At 75.0% G+C, this 18,475-nt stretch carries 16 protein-coding genes; 5 read left to right on the forward strand and 11 right to left on the reverse strand.

Annotated elements, in window-relative coordinates:
• Positions 1-74 precede the first annotated feature (74 nt).
• The 3 genes from ACZ6X9_RS31665 to ACZ6X9_RS31675 all read right to left on the reverse strand — a co-directional run bounded on the left by ACZ6X9_RS31665 (position 75) and on the right by ACZ6X9_RS31675 (position 4,152).
• On the reverse strand, positions 75-2,309 hold the full coding sequence (locus tag ACZ6X9_RS31665; protein WP_469781470.1) for an FUSC family protein: 2,235 nt from the start codon (positions 2,307-2,309) through the stop codon (positions 75-77).
• 95 nt (positions 2,310-2,404) lie between these two features.
• Positions 2,405-2,950: a type 1 glutamine amidotransferase domain-containing protein gene (locus tag ACZ6X9_RS31670; protein ID WP_469781471.1), complete on the reverse strand. Its 546-nt coding sequence runs from the start codon at positions 2,948-2,950 to the stop codon at positions 2,405-2,407.
• A gap of 65 nt (positions 2,951-3,015) precedes the next feature.
• Positions 3,016-4,152, reverse strand: coding sequence for a baeRF2 domain-containing protein (locus ACZ6X9_RS31675; protein ID WP_469781472.1), 1,137 nt, complete (start codon positions 4,150-4,152; stop codon positions 3,016-3,018).
• 424 nt (positions 4,153-4,576) lie between these two features.
• On the opposite strand from ACZ6X9_RS31675, the gene ACZ6X9_RS31680 reads away from it, so the two are divergent.
• Entirely contained in the window at positions 4,577-5,605 is a 1,029-nt protein-coding gene (locus tag ACZ6X9_RS31680) for a DMT family transporter (protein WP_469781473.1), read from the forward strand.
• 137 nt (positions 5,606-5,742) lie between these two features.
• Here ACZ6X9_RS31680 and ACZ6X9_RS31685 read toward each other — a convergent pair whose 3' ends face one another.
• Both ACZ6X9_RS31685 and ACZ6X9_RS31690 read right to left on the reverse strand, forming a co-directional pair.
• Positions 5,743-6,297 carry an NUDIX hydrolase gene (locus tag ACZ6X9_RS31685; protein ID WP_469781474.1) on the reverse strand — a complete coding sequence of 185 codons (555 nt, stop codon included), beginning with the start codon at positions 6,295-6,297 and terminating at the stop codon, positions 5,743-5,745.
• A gap of 132 nt (positions 6,298-6,429) precedes the next feature.
• Complete coding sequence (locus ACZ6X9_RS31690; RefSeq protein WP_469781475.1) at positions 6,430-7,314, reverse strand: LysR family transcriptional regulator; 885 nt, start codon at positions 7,312-7,314, stop codon at positions 6,430-6,432.
• Positions 7,315-7,484: 170 nt separating this feature from the next.
• Here ACZ6X9_RS31690 and ACZ6X9_RS31695 point away from each other — a divergent pair, with 170 nt between their 5' ends.
• Entirely contained in the window at positions 7,485-8,267 is a 783-nt protein-coding gene (locus ACZ6X9_RS31695; RefSeq protein ID WP_469781476.1) for an alpha/beta fold hydrolase, read from the forward strand.
• 51 nt (positions 8,268-8,318) lie between these two features.
• The gene (locus tag ACZ6X9_RS31700) at positions 8,319-9,158 is read left to right on the forward strand and encodes an alpha/beta fold hydrolase (RefSeq protein WP_469781477.1); all 840 of its coding nucleotides are present in this window, start codon (positions 8,319-8,321) and stop codon (positions 9,156-9,158) included.
• Positions 9,159-9,169: 11 nt separating this feature from the next.
• On the opposite strand, the gene ACZ6X9_RS31705 is transcribed toward ACZ6X9_RS31700, so the two are convergent.
• The 3 genes from ACZ6X9_RS31705 to ACZ6X9_RS31715 form a co-directional block, all read right to left on the reverse strand.
• Positions 9,170-9,544, reverse strand: coding sequence for a hypothetical protein (locus tag ACZ6X9_RS31705; RefSeq protein WP_469781478.1), 375 nt, complete (start codon positions 9,542-9,544; stop codon positions 9,170-9,172).
• An 81-nt stretch (positions 9,545-9,625) separates the two neighbouring features.
• The gene (locus tag ACZ6X9_RS31710; RefSeq protein WP_469781479.1) at positions 9,626-10,021 is read right to left on the reverse strand and encodes a roadblock/LC7 domain-containing protein; all 396 of its coding nucleotides are present in this window, start codon (positions 10,019-10,021) and stop codon (positions 9,626-9,628) included.
• Positions 10,022-10,355: 334 nt separating this feature from the next.
• A complete protein-coding gene (locus tag ACZ6X9_RS31715; RefSeq protein ID WP_469781525.1) occupies positions 10,356-11,354 on the reverse strand; it encodes an Lrp/AsnC family transcriptional regulator in 999 nt (332 codons plus the stop codon).
• A gap of 208 nt (positions 11,355-11,562) precedes the next feature.
• Here ACZ6X9_RS31715 and ACZ6X9_RS31720 point away from each other — a divergent pair, with 208 nt between their 5' ends.
• On the forward strand, positions 11,563-13,122 hold the full coding sequence (locus ACZ6X9_RS31720; RefSeq protein ID WP_469781480.1) for an MFS transporter: 1,560 nt from the start codon (positions 11,563-11,565) through the stop codon (positions 13,120-13,122).
• A gap of 591 nt (positions 13,123-13,713) precedes the next feature.
• Entirely contained in the window at positions 13,714-14,574 is an 861-nt protein-coding gene (locus tag ACZ6X9_RS31725; protein WP_469781481.1) for a DMT family transporter, read from the forward strand.
• 175 nt (positions 14,575-14,749) lie between these two features.
• On the opposite strand, the gene ACZ6X9_RS31730 is transcribed toward ACZ6X9_RS31725, so the two are convergent.
• The 3 genes from ACZ6X9_RS31730 to ACZ6X9_RS31740 all read right to left on the reverse strand — a co-directional run bounded on the left by ACZ6X9_RS31730 (position 14,750) and on the right by ACZ6X9_RS31740 (position 18,388).
• Positions 14,750-15,904, reverse strand: coding sequence for a methyltransferase (locus tag ACZ6X9_RS31730; protein ID WP_469781482.1), 1,155 nt, complete (start codon positions 15,902-15,904; stop codon positions 14,750-14,752).
• Between the two features lie 594 nt (positions 15,905-16,498).
• A complete protein-coding gene (locus ACZ6X9_RS31735; RefSeq protein ID WP_469781483.1) occupies positions 16,499-17,110 on the reverse strand; it encodes an RNA 2'-phosphotransferase in 612 nt (203 codons plus the stop codon).
• An 84-nt stretch (positions 17,111-17,194) separates the two neighbouring features.
• A complete protein-coding gene (locus ACZ6X9_RS31740; protein ID WP_469781484.1) occupies positions 17,195-18,388 on the reverse strand; it encodes an MFS transporter in 1,194 nt (397 codons plus the stop codon).
• Positions 18,389-18,475 lie beyond the last annotated feature (87 nt).

Here is an 18,475-nt window from a genome sequence, read left to right on the forward strand (position 1 = left end):
ACGAGCGGCGGAGCCGCGAAAAGGGGTCTGGGGCGCAGCCCCAGGAAACGGTGAAAGGGCGGGACCGGGGCACCTCACCCCCGGGCCGCGCCCGCGTCCCGCACCACCCCCGCCAGCCACGCCTCCGTGTCGGCGACCAGCAGGACGTCGGCCGCCGGGGCCGACGACGCGTGACCGGCCACCCAGCGCAGAGCGCCGGACGCCTCGGCGGGCCGGGCACCGCCGGCGTCCCGTCCGGGGGCTCGTCCCGAGCGGAGGGCCTCCGCCGCCGCCAGGCATCCGGCCGACGCCGCCCCGGCCAGCGCGGTCAGCTCCGCGCAGGCGGCGGCCGGCAGCGGTGGGCGGTCGCCGTCCCGGCGCCGGGCGAGCATCAGGGAGCCGCCGCCGACCGCCTCGTACACGGGCAGCATGAACGCCTCCCAGGGCGGGTCCCGGCCGTCCCGCGAGGCGGCTTCCATGTGGTACTGGAGGTACGTCCCCTGCGCGAGGAACAGGGCCCGCCGCGCCGCGGCCAGCTCCTCCACGCCGTTGCCGTGCGGGCGGACCAGCCGGTCGGTCACGGCCGGGCACGCCGCGGCGGCCCGGGCCAGGGCGCGGGCGATGTCGTGCCGCAGTTGTCCGGCCGCCCCGCGAGGCCAGGCGAGCACGCTCGCCACCGCGCCGATCCCTCCGCCGAGCAGCACGGTGAGCAGCCGTACGGCGGGCAGGTCCCAGTGGGGCGGCGCCACCTGTCCGAAGATCAGCACGAGGGCGACGGTCACCACGCCCTGGGTCCACGCGGGGCCGAGCACCGGACCCACGGTCAGTCCCACGAGCAGGAAGAAAGGGGTGAAGGCCGCGTAGAAGACGGTCGCGCCGTCCACGGCGAGCAGCATCCCGGTGGCGAGGGCGCCACCCACGACCGTCCCGACGACACCGGGCACCAGCGCGGCGCGGGTGTCGGCCGCGGAGGTGCGCATGAGGCTGAGGATCGTCAGCAGCACCCAGAACCCGTGCGGCAGTTCCAGGACACCGACCAGGAGCCGGGCGCCGGCCAGGGCCACGGAGAGCCGGACGGCGTTCCGGAACAGGACGGAGGTCGGTGCCAGGCGCACGACCAACCGGTGCCACCACCACGCCGCGGTGCCGACGCCGGCGTACGCGAAGGGGCTGCCCGGGTAGTCCCAGTCGGCGGACAGCCGCCCACCGGCCGCCAGGTGCCCCGCCTCGCACGCCACGAGGGTCCCTTCCGCCACTCGGCGGACCACGGCGTCCTGACGCAGCCGCCCGGGCGTCGCCCGGGCGAGTCCCCGGGCCCGCTCCTCGTCGAACGCGGCCAGCACGGCGTGCGGGTCGTCGCCGCCCTCCGGGCCCCGGACGTCCGCGCGCGACGACGTGGCGTCCCCGCGCGACGAAGCGGCGTCCCCGGGCGCCGTCAAGGCCTCCGCGCGCAAGGACGAGGCGGTGCGCCGCAGGGACTCCGCGCAGTGCCGCAGCAGCCCGGGCGCGCCGGGCACGTGCCCGCCGTGGTCGTCGACGATGCCGTCCAGGAGGTCGCGCACGTGCCGCACCGCGGCGCGGGTGTGGACGAGGGCCCGGTCCCGGTGCACGGCCGAGGTGGGACGTTCGGCCGGTGGCACCTCGGACAGCAGCGTCGCCGTCAGGGCCCGGTCGGCCGCTTCCCGCGGGCCCCGGACGTCCGCGGCGGCGCGGTCGGCCGCCAGGAGACGCCCGACCGCGTCGCAGTAGCCGGCCGTGGCCTCGGTGGCGTCGGCGAGCAGCGTCCGGTAGGGGACGGCCGGCGGCTCGCGCCACAGCAACCGGTCCACGAGCGCGGTGAGCAGGATGCCGACGGTGAGGCCGGCCAGGCGGGCCAGCAGGGTGTCCGGCGCGTACGGGGGGAAGCAGGGAAGCACGTAGTAGAGCTGGAAGGCGGGCGCCGGACCGGCGGTCCGCGGCCCGCCGTTCGCGAGCAGGGAGACGGCGAAGCCCACGACCAGCATCCCCAGCGCCGCCGTCCAGTCGTGGACGGCGAGCAGGGTGCCGGCGGTGACCAGCGCCCAGCCGACGGGCAGTGTCAGCAGCACCGTCCCGGTACGCCGCCGGGGTGGCCCCGGGATCGAGGAGAAGAGGATCAGGGGCAGCGCGCCGAACATGGCGAAGAGCGCCATGTCGCGCCGGCCGAAGGCGTACGCGAGCGTGTAGAACCCCGCGCAGCCGGCCACGGTCAGCCACGTGGCGCGCCGCAGCGCCTCCGGTCCGCCCGGAGCGCGCAGGAGCCGGCGGAGCGGTCCGCCCGCGCCGGGGCGCGGGTCCGGTGTGCCGATCACACGGCCACGGTAGGGGAACCGCCCTCCGCCGCAACTCGGCCGGCGGCCGCCCGCGCCCCGTCATGACGGGCGGGGAGGCCGCCGGCCGCGCGCGGTCAGGCGTTGGCGGTCTGGCGGAACTCCTTCACGAACGCCGAGCAGAAGGCCGGCAGATCACCCGGCTTCCGGCTGGTGATCAGGGTGTTGGGACCGCCCGTGCACACCTTCACCTGCTCGTCCACCCAGGTGCCGCCCGCGTTGCGGACGTCGGTGCGCAGGCTCGGCCACGAGGTCAGGGTCCGGCCCCGCAGCACGTCGGCCTCCACCAGCGTCCACGGGGCGTGGCAGATCGCCGCGACCGGCTTGCCCGCTTCGAAGAAGGACTTCACGAAAGAGACGGCGCCTTCGTGCATGCGCAGCGCGTCCGGGTTGGCCACTCCGCCGGGGAGCACCAGCCCGTCGTACTCCTGGACGGATACCTCGTCCACCACGTCGTCGACGGGGAAGGTGTCGGCCTTGTCGAGGTGGTGGAACGCCTGCACGCTGCCCGACTCGGTCGAGACGAGACGCGGGGTGCCGCCGGCGTTGCGCACCGCCTGCCACGGGTCGGTCAGCTCGACCTGCTCGATGCCTTCCGGGGCCACGAGAAATGCCACCTTCATGCGGTGTGCTCCTTGTCCTGTCTCATCTGGATCGGCTGTCGAGACGGTCACGACGGTGACGGCCGTCACGGGTAACGGCAGATGCCTCCCGTGCCCTGGGCCGGGGTCCGGGCCTCGCCCGGCTCCAGCACCCGCACGTCGGCACCGGTCAGCAGGGCCGCCCGGACCGCCACGTCGGCCAGGCGCCCCTCGTGGGGCTCCCCGCCGCCGTCCGGCGGCAGGTCCTCCCGGCGTTCGGCGAGCTCGGCGGGCGAGTCGCCGAACCAGGCGGTCCGCTGGTCCCGTGGGTCGTCGGTGACCGTCAGGGTCCCCACCCGGCCGACGGCGAGTGCGTCGAGCGTGGCGCGGACCCCTTCGACCGCGTGCCCGCCGGGCGCGAGCTCATGCTCCAGCGTGCGGAGCAGTTCCGCGGTGCGGGTGTGGCCGGCCCGGGCGACCTCGGTCTCGGTGCGGGCCGTGCGCACGGCCGCCGAGCCGTCCGCCGACCGGCTGCCGCTGATGTGCCCGACGGTCACGTCCCGGCGGACCCGCGCGGGCAGGTGCTTGGTCAGGTACTGCCGGGCCCGGACGTCGCCCGCGACCAGCAGCAGGGACGCCGACACCTCGGCGAGTGCCTCGTCCACGGCCTCCGCGACGACCTTCGCGTTCCGTTCCCAGGAGTCCTCGGCGCGGTGCTGGAAGCGCATGTTCGGCAGGCCCGAGGTGCGCAGGATCTCGTCGTCGGTCCCCTGGACCGTACGCCGCCGGACGTCGGTGCCGCCCTCGGGGTGGACGAGGAGGTCGGCGCCGGTGCGGTCGACGACGGCCACGACGTGCGCGGGGTGTTCCTGCCGCCACTCCAGCAGCGGCAACAGGTGCGGTACGTCGGCGAATTCGGCGACGTCGCCGTGGTGGCCGCCGGGCAGTTCGGCGGCGTGGCGCAGCTCGCCGTGCGAGGCGAAGAGGGCGAGGACGCCGGTGCCGGGCAGCGAGTCCATGACGCGCGCCGTGAGCGCGTCCACGGTGGCGGCGTCGGCGCCCTCCCGGGCGAGCCGGGCGGCCAGTTCGCGCCAGCGGGCCCCGGCCTCCTCCGCCCGCTGGGGGCGCGCCTCGAGGTCGAAGTAGACCGAGGCGAACGGCCCCGGCGCGGCCAGCAGCTCGCGCAGGGTCCCCAGGTCGGTCCGGGTGTCGGTCCGGGTGGCAAACCGGGTGGCAGTGGTCATGCGGACTCCTCCTCCCGGGCGGTTCCCGCCCACCCATCCAGCTCAACAGATGGGGCACGACGGCGCACGCCGGGGCGCGTACCCGGAAGACACACCCCGGCCGGCCGGTTACAGGTCGTGACGGAATGAATGCGCTCTGGAATCATGGGAGTTGAGCGGGCCGAGGCGGGGTCGGCGCCCCTAGGAGGGGAGGGCGTCCGGCGCCGCCTCGGCCTCTTCGTGTGCGCCGGGCTCGGCGGCTCGGGAGCAGGCCGATGTCGGAGGAAGTCAAAGGAAGCCTTGGGTTCGTTAATGGAATTCGTTATTCGACTTATGGATGGATTCCCGTTAGCGTCGAAAGCGGTCCGGGAGCCAGGCAACCGCCGCTCCCCACCGGCCCTTTCCACAGCTTCTGCACTCGTCTACCGATGGGCGGTGACCTCCCATGACGGCCGAGCGCCGCACGGCGTCTCCCTGGACGTTCATGGCCGCGACGGCGATCCTCTGGGGGTCCGCCTTCCCGGCGATCCGCGTCGCCCTCGACGGCTACTCCCCGGTGGCCATCGCCGTCCTGCGGCTCGTCTGCGCCGTGGCGATCCTCGCCCCGTGCGCGCTCACCGGGCGGATCAGCCGGCTGCGCCGGGCGGACGCCCTGCGGATGGCGGGCTTCGGTCTCACCGGGATGACCGCGTACCAACTGCTGCTCTACGCCGGCGAACGGCACGTCGAGGGCGGCACCGCCGCCATGCTGGTCGCCACCTCGCCCGTCTTCGCCACCCTCCTCGGCATGCTGGTCCTCAAGGAGCGGCCCGGCGCCCGCGGTGTCACCGGCCTGCTCGTGGCGCTGGGCGGAGCCCTCGTCGTCGCCACGGCCGGCGGGGCCGGCGGGGGTTCGCACGCCGGCATGGCGATGATCGTCCTCGCCGCCGCCGCGCAGGCCACCTCGTTCGTCCTCCAGAAGCCGCTGCTGCGCCGCTACTCGGGCCTGGACTGCATCTTCTACGGCAGCCTCTTCGGCCTGCTGCCGCTGCTGTTCGCGGTCCCGGACGCCGTACGGCAGTCGGCCGACGTCGGCTGGCGGCAGGGGGCGGCCGTCGGTTGGCTGGGCCTCGGCTGCACCGTCCTCGCCTTCTGCACCTGGTCCCGGGTCCTCCGCGGTGCCACGGCCGCCACCAGCTCGCTGGTGCTCTACGCCGTGCCCGTCGCGGCCCTGGCCCTGGACGCGGCCCTGTTCGGCAACGTCCCCGCGCCGATGGCCGGGGTCGGCGGGCTGATCGTGCTGCTCGGCGTGGCCGTCGCCGCGACGCGGCGCAGGCCGGCCCGGCGAGTGGCCGGCTCCGGCGCGCCCTCCGGCGGCACCGGGTCCTCGGTCGCGACCGCGCCGTCCGACGGCACGCGGCCGTCAGACAGCACGCGGCCGGCAGACGACGGGAAACGGACGCACCGCCGCCGCCCGGTGGCCGCCGGCCGCTGAAAACGGCGGTCAGGGACCGCCGCGGGGGACGGCCGGAACCGCCACGGCCGTCCCCCGCGGCGGTCCCGTACAACCGGCGGCCGCGGGCCCGTCGGGGCGTTCGGGCACCCGCACCGCCGGGGTACCTCTCGCGGGCGTCAGCCGTCCAGCAGCGGCCGCACCCGCGACAGCGTCTCGCGCACGTTCTCCTCGGTCACCATTGCGAGCGCCTCCGCCACCCCGGCCCAGTGCAGGTCCGCCCCCGGACGCTCCGGACGGACGGCCTCCGGCGTCCCGGTCGCCAGGACGAAGCGCAGATCGGCGTGTTCGTGCGCCGGCTCGCGGTGGGACGCGGGCACCGGCAGGACGCCGACGTGCAGCACCTCCCCGTCCGGCCACGGCGTCAGATCCGTCAGCGCGGTCTCCTCCCGCCCCTCACGCAGCACCACGGCCAGCGGATCGTGCTCTCCGGGATCCCCGTGCCCGCCCACCAGCAGCCACGACTCGTGCAACGGGTGCCGGCGCAGCAGCACCCGACGGCTCTCCCGGTGGACGATCACCGCCGTCGCGGTGAGGTGGAGGGGAAGCGAACGGGCCCAGGGATCACCGTCGGAAGCCAGCAGAGCGCGGACGCGCTCGACAGCGACGCGTTCCTGCTCGTCGGCAGGGCGGTGGCGGGACACGAGGTCCGGGACGGACCGGGATGTGATCATGCGCGGCATCCTAGGGAGCGGCCGTCGGCGGTCCAACGGGATTACGGCCAGGGCCGGCCACGCGGCCCGACCGGCCCTGGCCGCCCGGCACTTCGAGGCCCGGCGCTTCGGTGCCCGGCCGGGCGTACGCGCTCACCCGGCGGCGAGGTGGCACGCCTCGATCAGCGCCCGCAGCTCCGCCCTCGGCGGGTCGGGACGGACCGCCAGGTACGCCCGCATGACCGGTGCCGGATCCCGCAGCCGCCGGAAGACCACGCCCGGCACCGGCAGTTGGTCGGCGTGCGACGCGTAGAAGACCGTCCACGACGGCTTCCCGTAACCGATGGACGCCAGGGTGTCCTGCGCCGAGGTGAACTCCGGACCGAACTCGGGGGTGAAACCGGCCTCCTCGCACGAGCGCACCACGAGCTCGTGGAGCGCGGGGTTGCGTTCGGGTCCGGACAGGCGCAGCGGGAGTCCGGCCAGCTCCGCCATGGCGATCGTGTCGCGCACGGCCAGGTCGTGCCGGGCGGGCAGCGCGACCATCACCTCGTCCTCCCACAACGGCAGCAGCTCCACGCCGGGGACCGTGCGGTCGCCGCGCAGCAGGGTCGCGTCCAGCTCGCCCGAGCGGACGCGGCGGAGCCGCTCGTCGGTGGCCGCGGTGACCAGTTCCAGGTGGGCCGAGGGGGCGAGCCGGGCGAAGCCGTCGAGGATGGTCTCCAGCCGGGCGCCCAGTCCCGAGCTGGTGCCGAGCCGCAGGGTGACCGCGCGTTCGGCGCGCAGGTCGTCGACGGCGGCCCGGGCCCGTTCCCGCGCGGCCAGCACCTCGCGGGCGTGCGGCAGCAGCCGGCGTCCGGCCTCCGTCAGGCCGACGGCCCGGGTCGTCCGGTCGAAGAGGGGCATCCCCAGCTCGCGTTCCAGCCGGCGCACCTGCTGGCTCACCGCCGACTGCACGATGCGCAACCGCTCGGCGGCCCGCCCGAAATGCAGCTCCTCCGCCACCGCCAGGAAGTACTCCAACTGCCGGAGCTCCACGCCCGCCCCTTCCGACCGGCACTGATCACGATTCGTGATGAGTGTAGACGCGCTTCGCCCCTTGGTCGCGTGCGGCCGGTGCGGTGAAGTGGTGATCACCGACGGACCGGCGGCAGCACCCGCCCGACCGCCGGGAAACCTTCACCAGTCGTCAGGAAAGGGGTCACGCCATGCCCTACGCGAACGTCAACGGCACCACGCTCTACCACGAGGACGAGGGCACCGGGCCGGCCCTGCTGTTCCTGCACGGCTGGGGGACCAGCGGCCGGGTGTGGGGCGCCCAGCTCCCCGCGTTCGTCCCGGACCACCGCGTCGTGACCGTCGACTGGCGCGGCTGCGGGCGCTCCGCCCGGCCCGCCGCGGGCAACGACATCGCCGGTGTGGTCGGTGACACCGTGGAGCTGATCCACGCCCTGGGCCTGGAGCGGCCGGTGGTCGTCGGCTCGTCCATCGGCGCCGTCTTCGCCGTCGAACTGGCCCTGCGCCACCCCGAGGCCGTCGCGGGGGCGGTCTCGGTGGACGGGCCCGCCTACTGGCCGTCGCTCGACGCGTCCTCCTCCGACCTCGTCGGCCGACTGCGGGAGGACCGGGCGGGCACGCTGGCGGACTGGGTGCCCGGCTGGTTCGGACCGGACGCCTCGCCGGCGCTGGCCGACTGGACGATCCGGCAGATCCTGGACTCGGGGGTGTTCGTGGACGGCCAGTTCGCCGAGGCCCTGGTCTACGACCCGCGCCCGGCGCTGCCGGACCTGCGGGTGCCGGTCCACTACATCCACGGCGAGCTCAGCCACATCCCCCTCGCCGTCTCCCGGGAGTGCGCGGAGCTGACCCCCGGCGCCGCACTCCGTGCCGTCGCCGGCTCCGGCCACATGCCGCACCAGGAGCGGCCCGCCGCCTTCAACGAGGCGCTGCGGGGTCTGCTCGCCGGGATGCGGGACGGCGTTCCCGCGTAGCGGACGCCACCGCACCCCCTGTTCCACCTTTCACACGAGAAACGGACACCCATGCCCACCACCACCGCCACCCTCTCCCACGGCGAGGCCACCGTCGCCTACGACCGCACCGGCTCCGGCCCCGGCCTGGTCCTCGTCCACGGCACGGGGGCCGGGAAAGAGCAGTGGCAGCCGCTGACCGCGGCCGTCGCCGACCGCTTCACCGTGGTGGCCCCCGACCTCTCCGGATCAGGCGCCACCACCGACCACGGCGGCCCCCTCACCGTCGCCGACCTCGCCGACGAGGTCCTCGCCGCCGCCGACGACGCCGGGCTCGCCACCTTCCACCTGGCGGGCCACTCGCTGGGCGCCGTGGTGGCCGCGCACCTCGCGGGCACCCACCCCGACCGCGTCCGTTCGCTGGCGCTGCACGCCGGCTGGGTGCGGACGGACACCCGGATGGCGGCGGAGTTCCGCTACTGGCTCGCCCTGCTCCGCGCCGACGCCCGGCACGGCACGGACCTGTTCGTCCGGATGCTCCCGCTGATGGCCTTCGGCCCGCGGTACTGGGAACACACGGACACCGCCGCCTACGAGGCCCTGGTCCAGGCGCTCTCCGGGGCGATCGCCCCCGGCACCGACCGGCAGACCGAGGCCGACCTGACGGTCGACCTGAGCGCGCTGCTGGGCCGGATCACCGCGCCCACCCTGGTGCTGGCCAGCGCACACGACCGGATCATCGGGGCCGACCAGCAGCAGGCCCTGCTGGCCGGCATCGCGGACAGCCGCTACGCGGAGATCGACGCCGGGCACGGCGCTCCCGGGGAGGACCCGGAGGGCTTCACCGCGAAGCTCGCGGCCTTCCTCGACGAGCGCGCGGCCGCCGAGCGGGAGCCCGCGGGGCTGCGCTGACCGCGCGGCGCTCAGACCTCCAGGTCGCTCTCTATGCGCTTGAGCTGGTGGCGGGCCATCGCCAGATTGGCCCGCTTGACGTCCAGGACCAGATAGAGGAAGAGGCCGCTGCCCCCGCGCCCGGTGAGCAGCCGTATCAGGTGGTACTGGGTGCCGAGCGTGATGAGGATGTCCTCGATGCGGTCCTGGAGGTTCAGCATCTCCATGGCCCGCAGCTTCGCCCGGACGACGTCGGTGTTGGCCGCCGCGGCCACGTTGAGGTCGATCGACTGGTTGCCGCCCAGGGTGCCGAGCGCCATGCCGCTGCCGTAGTCGACGAGCGCGACGCCGATGGCCCCCTCGATGGAGTTCATCGCGTCCTTGAGTGCCATTTCGGTGTTGGCCATGAGAGTTCCGCTTTCGGTGTCGGTAAGGGATGCGGGGGCGCTTCACGGGTCTCCGCCCCCATGGTCGTCGGGGGCGCGCCGCTATGGCTGCCGCTGCCGCTGGAAGGCGCCGTCGATCAGGGCGCCGAGGCGGGGACAGGCCCGGCGGGCCTCGATGTTGAGCCGGCCGACGTTCGCGTCGGCGGTGGCCAGCAGGGTGAGGACGCTGGCGGTGCCCGCCGCATAGGTGGCCACGTAGCCGAACTCGCCGTTGACCAGCAGTTCGCGGAAGCCGCCGTGGCCCACGGCGTCCGTCAGCCGGGCACCCACGCCCAGCGCCGCGGCGGTCAGCGCGGCCACCCCGTCGGGTTCCGCGTTGGCGAGCAGGTGGGCGATCACCAGGCCGTCCGTGCTCGCCACCATCGCACCGGTCAGATACGGAACCCTGACCCGTAACTCCTGTAACTCGGCGAGCACTTCGGGTGGTGCGGCGGTCATCGACTGCCTCCTTCCGGCGAACTGCCTCAAGGCGCGCCTCATGATGGATTCGGTGGAGTCGGGCGGGTGCACGGCACGGTCACACAATCCTCTCCCGCCCTCGGGCGATTACCGGTGGCGTGTCCGTTGCGACGGAAGGTATGCGAAAGGAGCGTGGTGGCGGGAGGGTTTCGGCATTTTCCCTCGGCACATTCGCCGGACGCTTGACAGGGGAGTGGGCCGGAAAACGACGTTTCAATTGGTCCGGACCAGGTTCGGGTTCAGGGTTTCTCCGGTCGGCCCCAGGCGCCCGGGCCCGCCGGACCGGCGACGCCCGGCACCTCACACCGGCAGCTCACCCCTGGCCCCACTCCGGCGTCCACAGCGGACCGGCTCCCTTGATCGTGCGGTGGATGGGCGCGGTGCCGGTGCCCAGGATGCCGGGCAACGCGGCCACCGGACCGGTGAGATAGCGGTAGAACGCCGTGACGTCCGGCGTCGTGACGCTCGCGTGCACATTGGCGTTCCCCGTGGTCGCCGCCGCGAACGGCACCTCCGGATGGGAGGCGAGCGCCCGGCCGACCTCCTCGATCCGGGACGGCTCGACGTTCAGCCACAGCAGGGAGCGGAAATTCCGCTGGATCACCCGCGGGTGGTAGTCCACGTCGAAGTAGAGCACCCCGGCCGCCCGCAGCTCCGCCATCCGGCGCCGCACGGTGGTCTGCGACCAGCCGGTGGCCGCCGCGAGCTCCCCGACGGAGGCCCGGCCGTCCAGCGCCAGGACGTCGAACATCCGGCGGTCCGCCGAGCCGATCGGGAAGGCCGGCGCCGGGTCGGAGGGCAGGACACGCGGCGCCTCGCGGGGCGTCAGGGCGGCCACCTGGTCCGCCGACAGGGGGCCCGACTTGGTCACCAGGCTGCAGTCGTGGCCGAAGAAGACGTGCAGCAGCGCGTGGGCCGCGACGTCCACCACCCGGGGGGTACTCGGCAGCTTCTCCAGCAGGAGGGCGTCCTCCCCGGGCTTCGCCGGCCGCACCAGACAGGTGATCTCGGTACCGCCCGCCGCCAGGTTGATCCACGTGGTGTCCCTGCGCCGGGCCAGCGCCGTGGCGATCTGCGCGGAGGCGCTCGGCGCGCAGCGGATCCGGACGATCCACGGCGCCTGACCCATGCGCAGCGGTTCGGTGAGGCCCAGGATCCGCAGGACGCCGGCCGACCGCAGCCGCGTGTAGCGGCGGGCCACCGTCTGGTCGGAGACGCCGAGCACCTCGGCGATCCTGCGGAACGGCGCCCGGCCGTCGATCTGGAGGGCGTGGACCAGGGAGTGGTCGGCGGTGTCGAGCGGCGGCAGCACAGAACGCGGCACATCGGCCGGGTCGCCAGCCGGGTCGTCGGACAGGGCGGCGGGTGGGGTGTCGAGTTTCACCGTTCCACGCTAAAGGATGTCGGATTCCGCGCTCCGGCCGCTCCTGGCTGGGGTGAGGGTGTCCCTCCGCCTGATCGTTCCTGTCGCGGGGTGACGCGGCGACCGGCCGCGGCCCCCGGACGAACGGAGTAATCACATGCGTAAATGGTGGCCCTTGGTGGCGGTGAGTCTGGGCGCCTTCATCCTGCTGGTGGACGTCACCATCGTGAACGTCGCCCTGCCGGAGATGGGGGACGACCTTCACGCCACCTTCTCGTCCCTCCAGTGGGTGGTCGACGCCTACGCCCTGTCCCTGGCCGCACTGCTGCTGGTGGCCGGCTCGCTGGCCGACCTCTTCGGACACCGCCGGCTCTACGCGGCCGGCCTCACCCTCTTCGCCCTCGCCTCGCTCGGCTGCGGCCTCGCCCCGAACGCGGGCGTGCTGGTGGCCGCCCGCGCGGTGCAGGGTGCCGGTGGCGCCCTGATGTTCGCCACCTCGGCCGCCCTGCTCGGCGCCACCTACCAGGGCCGCGACCGGGGAACGGCCTTCGGGATCTGGGGCGCCGTCAACGGCGCCGCCGCGGCGGCCGGACCCATCCTCGGCGGACTGCTCACCGAGCACATCGGCTGGGAAGCGATCTTCCTGGTCAACCTGCCGGTCGCCGCGGCGGCCGTCCTGCTCACCCTCCGCGTCGTCCGCCCCGACCGGCCGCGCACCGACGGGCGGCCCGCCCGGGTGGACATCCCCGGCGCCGTCACCTTCACCCTCGCCGCCGCGGCCCTCACCTACGGACTGATCCGCAGCGCCGAGTCCGGCTGGACCTCGGCCACCGTCCTCGCCTCGTTCGCCGTCACGGCCGCCGCCCTCGTCGGGTTCGTCCTCGCCGAGACCCGCGCCGGCCGCCGGGGCGAGGTGCCCATGCTGGACCTGGCCCTGCTCCGCCGGCCGTCGTTCGCCGGCCTGATGGGCGGCGCGCTGCTGTTCCAGGGCGGCGCGTTCGGCGGGCTGGTCCTCGTCTCCATCTGGCTGCAGTCCGTCCTCGGCCTCGGCCCGGTGGAGAGCGGCCTGGCCCTGACCCCGATGGCTGTGGCCTCCTTCCTGGTGGCCGCGTTCGCCGGGCGGCACACCCAGCGGATGGCGCCGCGGCTGCCCATCGGCGTCGGCCTGCTGCTGGTCGCCGTCGGCATGTACCTGCTGTACACGGCGATGTCCGCCGACGCGGGCCGCTCGGCGCTGGTGCTCGGGCTGGCCGTCGCGGGCGTCGGCGTCGGTCTCGCCACGCCGGTGCTGGTCTCGGCCGCCACCGGCAGCGTGCCGCCGCGGCGCATGGGCATGGCCGCCGGCGCGGTCAACACCTTCCGCCAGCTCGGCACCAGCCTCGCCATCGCGGTCCTCGGCGCCGTGTTCACCCACGCCGCACGCGCCGACCTGTCCGGCGCCGTCCCGGACCCGCACGGCACCGCGTCCGCCCTCGCCGGCGGCCAGGCCCAGCGCATCGTCGCCGCCGCGCCGAAGGAGCACCGGGGCGCGGCCGAGGACCTGGTCCACCGCGCCTTCGCCGACGGCCTCCAGTCCGTCTTCCTCTGGTCCGCCGCCGCGGCGGTCCTGGGCGGCCTCCTGGTCCTGGCCCTCGTCCGACCCAACCCGCCCCAGCCCCCGGCCACGGCCGCCGCGGGCGAGACGGAACCCGCGCGGGAAGCGGCCGTCAAGGCGTGACCTGACGGGGCCGGACGTGACGGAGGCGTACCGGCCCCGATGGGGCCTGGGCGGCACCCGCTGCCGGCGGTCGGGCCGGCCCCGCACGGCCGCCGGGGCGGGCGGCGGCGCGGACGTGGGCGCCGGGCGCCCCCACCGGCGTCCGGCCGCGCTCCCACCGGTGTCCCAGCGCGCTCCCCGCTGCGAAGGCGGGCCGGCCGGACCCGCCCGGGTGATGCCGGGTCTCGCCCGTTCCCGCCGGGCTGACGTAGCACCAGCGCCGGTGTCTGCCGCAGGCGACGGCGCAGGGGAGCGGGCCGGCACTGTCGTGCGCTTACGGAGCCGTGGTCACCCCGGGCGGTTTCCCGCTTCCCTCCGCGCGCGTCCGCCCCGGGCACAAGCGCGCGACCGGTCGTCCTCGGGGCGACGGCCGCGGCGGTGACGGTCCGGCGCCGGCCGGGACGGGCGTCTGTTCGTGTGACCGGTGCGCTGCGGGTGGCGCCGTGGGGGCGGTGAGACGGCGCGTTCTGCCACCGTTGCGCAAGCGGCCCCGCCGTGGCGCAAACGGCCCGCCGGGCGCCGGTGACCGCCCGCCGAACAGGAGGGATATCCGTGACCGACGTCCTCACGGTGCTGTTCGCCGTACTGGCCGCCGTCAGCAACGCCACCGCCGTGGTGCTGCAGCGGACGGCGGCGCGGACCGTCCCGAAGGCCGACGCCTTCAGCTTCCGTCTGGTCCGCGACCTGCTGCGCCACCCCGTGTGGTTCGCCGGCATCGCCGCCGTCCTCTGCGCCGCCGTCTTCCAGGCGCTCGCGCTCTCCCTCGGCTCGCTCTCCCTCGTACAGCCCCTCTTCGTCAGCGAACTCCCGTTCGCGCTGCTGATCGCCGGCGCCGTCTTCCGCCGCAGGCTGCCGGCGTACGGCTGGGCGGCGATCCTGCTGGTCGCCGCCGGGCTGGCGCTGGGGCTGGCCGCCGCCGCGCCGGGCGGGGAGCACGTACGGGTCGGCACCGCGCGCTGGCTGACCGCCCTGGGCACCGCGGTCGCCGCGATGGCGGCCTGCGTCGTGGCGGCCCTGCCGCGCCCCCGGGGCAAGGCCCGCGCCGCCCTCTTCGGCTCGGCGGCGGCCGTCGGCTACGCCCTGACCGCCGCGCTGATGAAGGACGCCGCCGTGACCTTCGCCGGGCACGGCGCCGGGGCCTTCTTCACCTGTTGGCAGACGTACGCCTTCGCCGCCGCGGGCGCGGCCTCCCTGTTCCTGCTCTCGAACGCCATGGAGTCCGGGCCGCTGCTCGCCTCCCAGCCCGCCCTCACCCTTGGGGACGCGCTCGTCAGCCTGACGCTGGGGCTCCTGGTGTACGAGGAACACGTGCGCACCGGGTGGTGGCTGGTCCCGGAGGCCGTCGGAGCGCTCATGATCATCGCCGGGGCGTTGATCCTGCCGAGGGTGGAGGCGGAGGCGCTGCCGGGCTGATCGTGCGGCCCGTCCGGCGTTCGAGGACAAGCGGTGAAGCCGCTTTTCGCAGTGGGAGGAGCAGCGCGGACCCTCCCGTGGGAAAAGGCGAGGGGCCGGGGCCGGAGCATCGCCACCGTGCCGGGCGCCCGCCCGCCGGCTCCCGGCATGTCCGTCCCGGCCGCGCCGCCACGCGCTACCGCTTGACGGCCCGCAGCACCACGAACTTCGGATCGCTCGCCACGACCTCGGAGTCGCCGAAGATCCGGCGCAGCTTGACGTGGTAACCGAGGTGCCGGTTGCCGACGACCCAGAGTTCCCCGCCCGGGCGCAGTGCCCGGCGCGCGCCCGTGAACATCCGCCAGGCGGTGGTGTCGGTCGTCGCCTGATGGGAGTGGAACGGCGGGTTGTTCAGCACCAGGTCCACCGAGCCCGGGTCCACCGCGGACAGGGCGTCACCGACGAGGAACTCGGCCGCCCGCCCCTCTCCGGCGTTCGCCCGGAACGTGGCCCGCGCCGAGGCGACGGCCTGGTGCGACTCGTCCGTGAACACCACCTCGGCGTCCGGGTCGGCCATGGCGGCGGCCGTCCCGAGGACGCCGTTGCCGCAGCCGAGGTCCACCACGCGCGCGCCGCCGCGCGGTCGCGGCAGGTTGTCGAGGAAGAAGCGGGTGCCGATGTCGAGGCGGTCCGCGCAGAACACGCCCGCGTGGTTGACCACCGTCAGCCCGGCCGCCGGCCCGGCGTCCGGGCCCAGCGTGTACTCGATCGGCCACGGACTGGGCTGCCGGGCGGTCTCCGGGTCCGGTGTGCAGAAGATCAGCCGGGCCTTCTTGACCGCGAGCGACGTTCGCGTCGGACCGAGGATCTCCTCGAACAGCTTCAGCGTCGAGGTGTGGATCTCGGTGACCTTCCCCGTGCCGACGACCGTCGTCCCGGCGTGCACGGCGGGTGCCAGCCGGCGCAACTGGTCCTCCAGCAGGGCCAGGCTCTTCGGCACCCGGACCAGCAGGACGTCGATCCGCTCCGGCGGGGTGTCCCGCGTGGACAGCAGCCGTACCGAGTCCACCGGGACGCCGTTGCGCTCCAGGTTGGCGCCGGTCGCCCGCTGGGTCAGGAACGAGTCCGTGATCTGCGTGGGGCGGTGCGGGGCGAGGGCGGTGACCAGTGCGCCCCAGCGGTCGCCCAGGACGACCACCTCACCCGACAGGTCCACCGGGCCGCCGTCCCCGTGCGCGAGGTGGTTCAGCAGGTACTCGTCGGCGGCGTCCCAGGCGAACAGCCGGTCGCGCGGGTCCTCCGGAAAGCGGGCGAGGCCGAATGCGCCCCATGACGTGGAAAAACGCTTCATCGTGCCGCTCAGGCTAGCGGAGCGGCCGCCGCGGCCCCAATCAGCGCGGTGGACCCGGCACCGGTGGTCCGCGCCCCGCCGCGCGCGGCTCCCGCCCGCGGTGTTCACGGCGGCAACGGGACCGTACGGAGACGGCCTACGGCGGTCCGTACGGCGGGACGCGCCGCGGTGGCTTCGCGCGCCGCGGCCGCGGTGCGCGGGGTGGGCGTCCGATCGATGTGATCCGGTTTCTCTCCCCGCTGCCGCCGGCCGCCGGGGCGGTGGCAGCGGGGAAGGCGTGGCCCAGGAGGTACTTGAGCGCCTTACCGAGGAGCGCCTCACCGAGCGGCTCGCCGACTCCGCCCACGCGGAAAAATCTCAGCGCGGGGATGCCGGACGGGTCCAGGATGAACCCTGGCGCCCGGCACGGGGGTACGGGCGCCGCCCTCTCCCGGGCCGGGGCGCGGAGAAGGGCGCACCGGGCGGCGCGACGGGCGGTGCGACGGGGGGACCTTGGGGTCCGCCGCCTCAGGAGGGACGCGGCGGTCACCGCCGGCCGGCCGGCGACCGGAGCGGACCCGACGCCCTCACCCCGACCTGGGCGCCCTCCCCTCGCTACCGGTGGCCCTCCCCGTTCTCCGCCTCCTGGGCACCCTCGGCGCCCGGCCCGCCGCTCGCGCCGTCGCCGGAGCGGAAGCGCAGATAGCGGGCGGGGACGGCGTCCGTCAGCCACACGCCGTTCTCGGTGACGTGGAAGACGTGTCCGGCGGCGTGCATGGCGCCGGAGTCGACGGCGATGACGACGGGCCTGCCCCGCCGGGCACCCACGCGCGTGGCGGTCTCGCGGTCGGGGGAGAGGTGCACATGGTGACGGCCCATGGGGCGGAGGCCCTCGTCACGGATCGCGGGGAGGAAGCGCGCGACGGTGCCGTGATAGAGGAAGGCCGGCGGTTCGGCGGGCGGCAGGGCGAGGTCCACCGGCACCGAATGCCCCTGCCGGGCCCGGATCCGCTCCCCGTCCACGGCGAACCGCCGCTTGTCACTGACCGCCACGGCATGGTCCAACTCCTCGCGGCCGAACGGGAAGCCGTGGGCAGCGGCGGCGGCCAGGAGCTCGTCGATCCGCACCCAGCCCGCCGCGTCGAGCCGGATGCCGATGCCCTCGGGGTCGTGGCGCAGGTGTTTCGAGAGGTACTTGGAGATCCGTACCGTTCTGCCGTCGTTCATGCCGCCAGTCTGCTCGACGGGGTCCGCACGGTCACCTCGTTTTCCGATCACCGGGCCCGCCCGGCTCCGGCGGCGGCCCGGCGGTCAGGACGGGACCGCCGGGCCGTGTGACGCGGCGGACGGCAGCAGCCGTTCGGCGAGCAGGACCGTCAGGGCCGCCAGGGTCAGCAGGCCGCCCGCGAGGAACGTACCGCGGACGCCCGCGGCGGGCAGCAACGCGCCGCCGAGCAGGGCCCCTACGGCAACCCCCGAGTTGAACGCGCCGGAGTTCGCGGCGAGGGCGACCTCCGTACGGCCGGGGGCGGACTCCAGGACCCGGGCCTGCGTCGCCATGAACACCGGCCCCAGCGAGGCGCCGAGCACGGCCAGGAAGGCCACGGCCGCCACCCGCCGGTCGCCGAGGGCGTACAGGCCCAGCATGCCGGCCGCCTGGGTGCCGACCGGGACGGCCAGTGTGGCGCGCGGGTAGCGGTCCAGCAGCGGGCCGGCGACGGAGACCCCGACGACGCCCGCCACACCCGGCACGGTCAGCAGGGCACTGACCGAGTCGGCCGGGAAACCGCTCACCTCGCCCAGGAACTCGACCACGTAGGTGTACCCGGCGAAGGCGCCCGTGACGGACAGCGCCGTAGTGGCCAGGACGATCCCGAACCGGCGCCCGTCCGGACGCGTACCGCGCGAGCCGTGCCCCTCCTCGGGCCGGGTGGCGGGCAGCAGGGCGGCGATCAGGACCAGGGAGACCACCGCGGCCCCGGCGAGCACGGCGAACGGCGCCGCACGGCCGTGGTGCCGGCCCAGCCAGGTGCCGGCCGGAACGCCCAGCACCATGGCGAGCGACCCGGCGACGGACAGCACCCCGAGCACCCGCCCCCGCACCCGCTCGGGGAACAGCCCCACGGCCACCGGACCCATCACCGCCCAGAACAGCGCCTGGGCGAGCGCCGTCACCACGCGCGCGGCGAACAGGAGCCCGTACGAAGGGACGGCCGCGGCCACCGCGTTCGCCACGGCCAGCGCCGCGAGGAGCGCGGTGAGCAGGTGACGGCGCGGGACGGAACGGGTGAGCCGGGCCAGCGGGAGAGAGGCGACGGCCACCGTCACGCCGTAGCCGGTGACCAGGACACCGACAGCCCCCAGCGAGGTGCCCAGATCGTCGGCCAGGAGCGTGAGCAGTCCGATCGGCAGGTTCTCCACCGTGTTGAAGGTGAACGCCGCCACCATCAGGGCCACCACCACCCCCACTCGCCGCCGGAGAGCCGGCCGCACGTCACTAGCCATCCCGCTGCACCCCTCCCTGCGCGCCGGCATGAGGACGCCGGTGAACCGCCCGGCGTCGGAGTGCCGTTCAGCGTAGGGAAGAGGTGA

It is taken from the genome of Streptomyces sp. NPDC052910 (assembly GCF_055585605.1).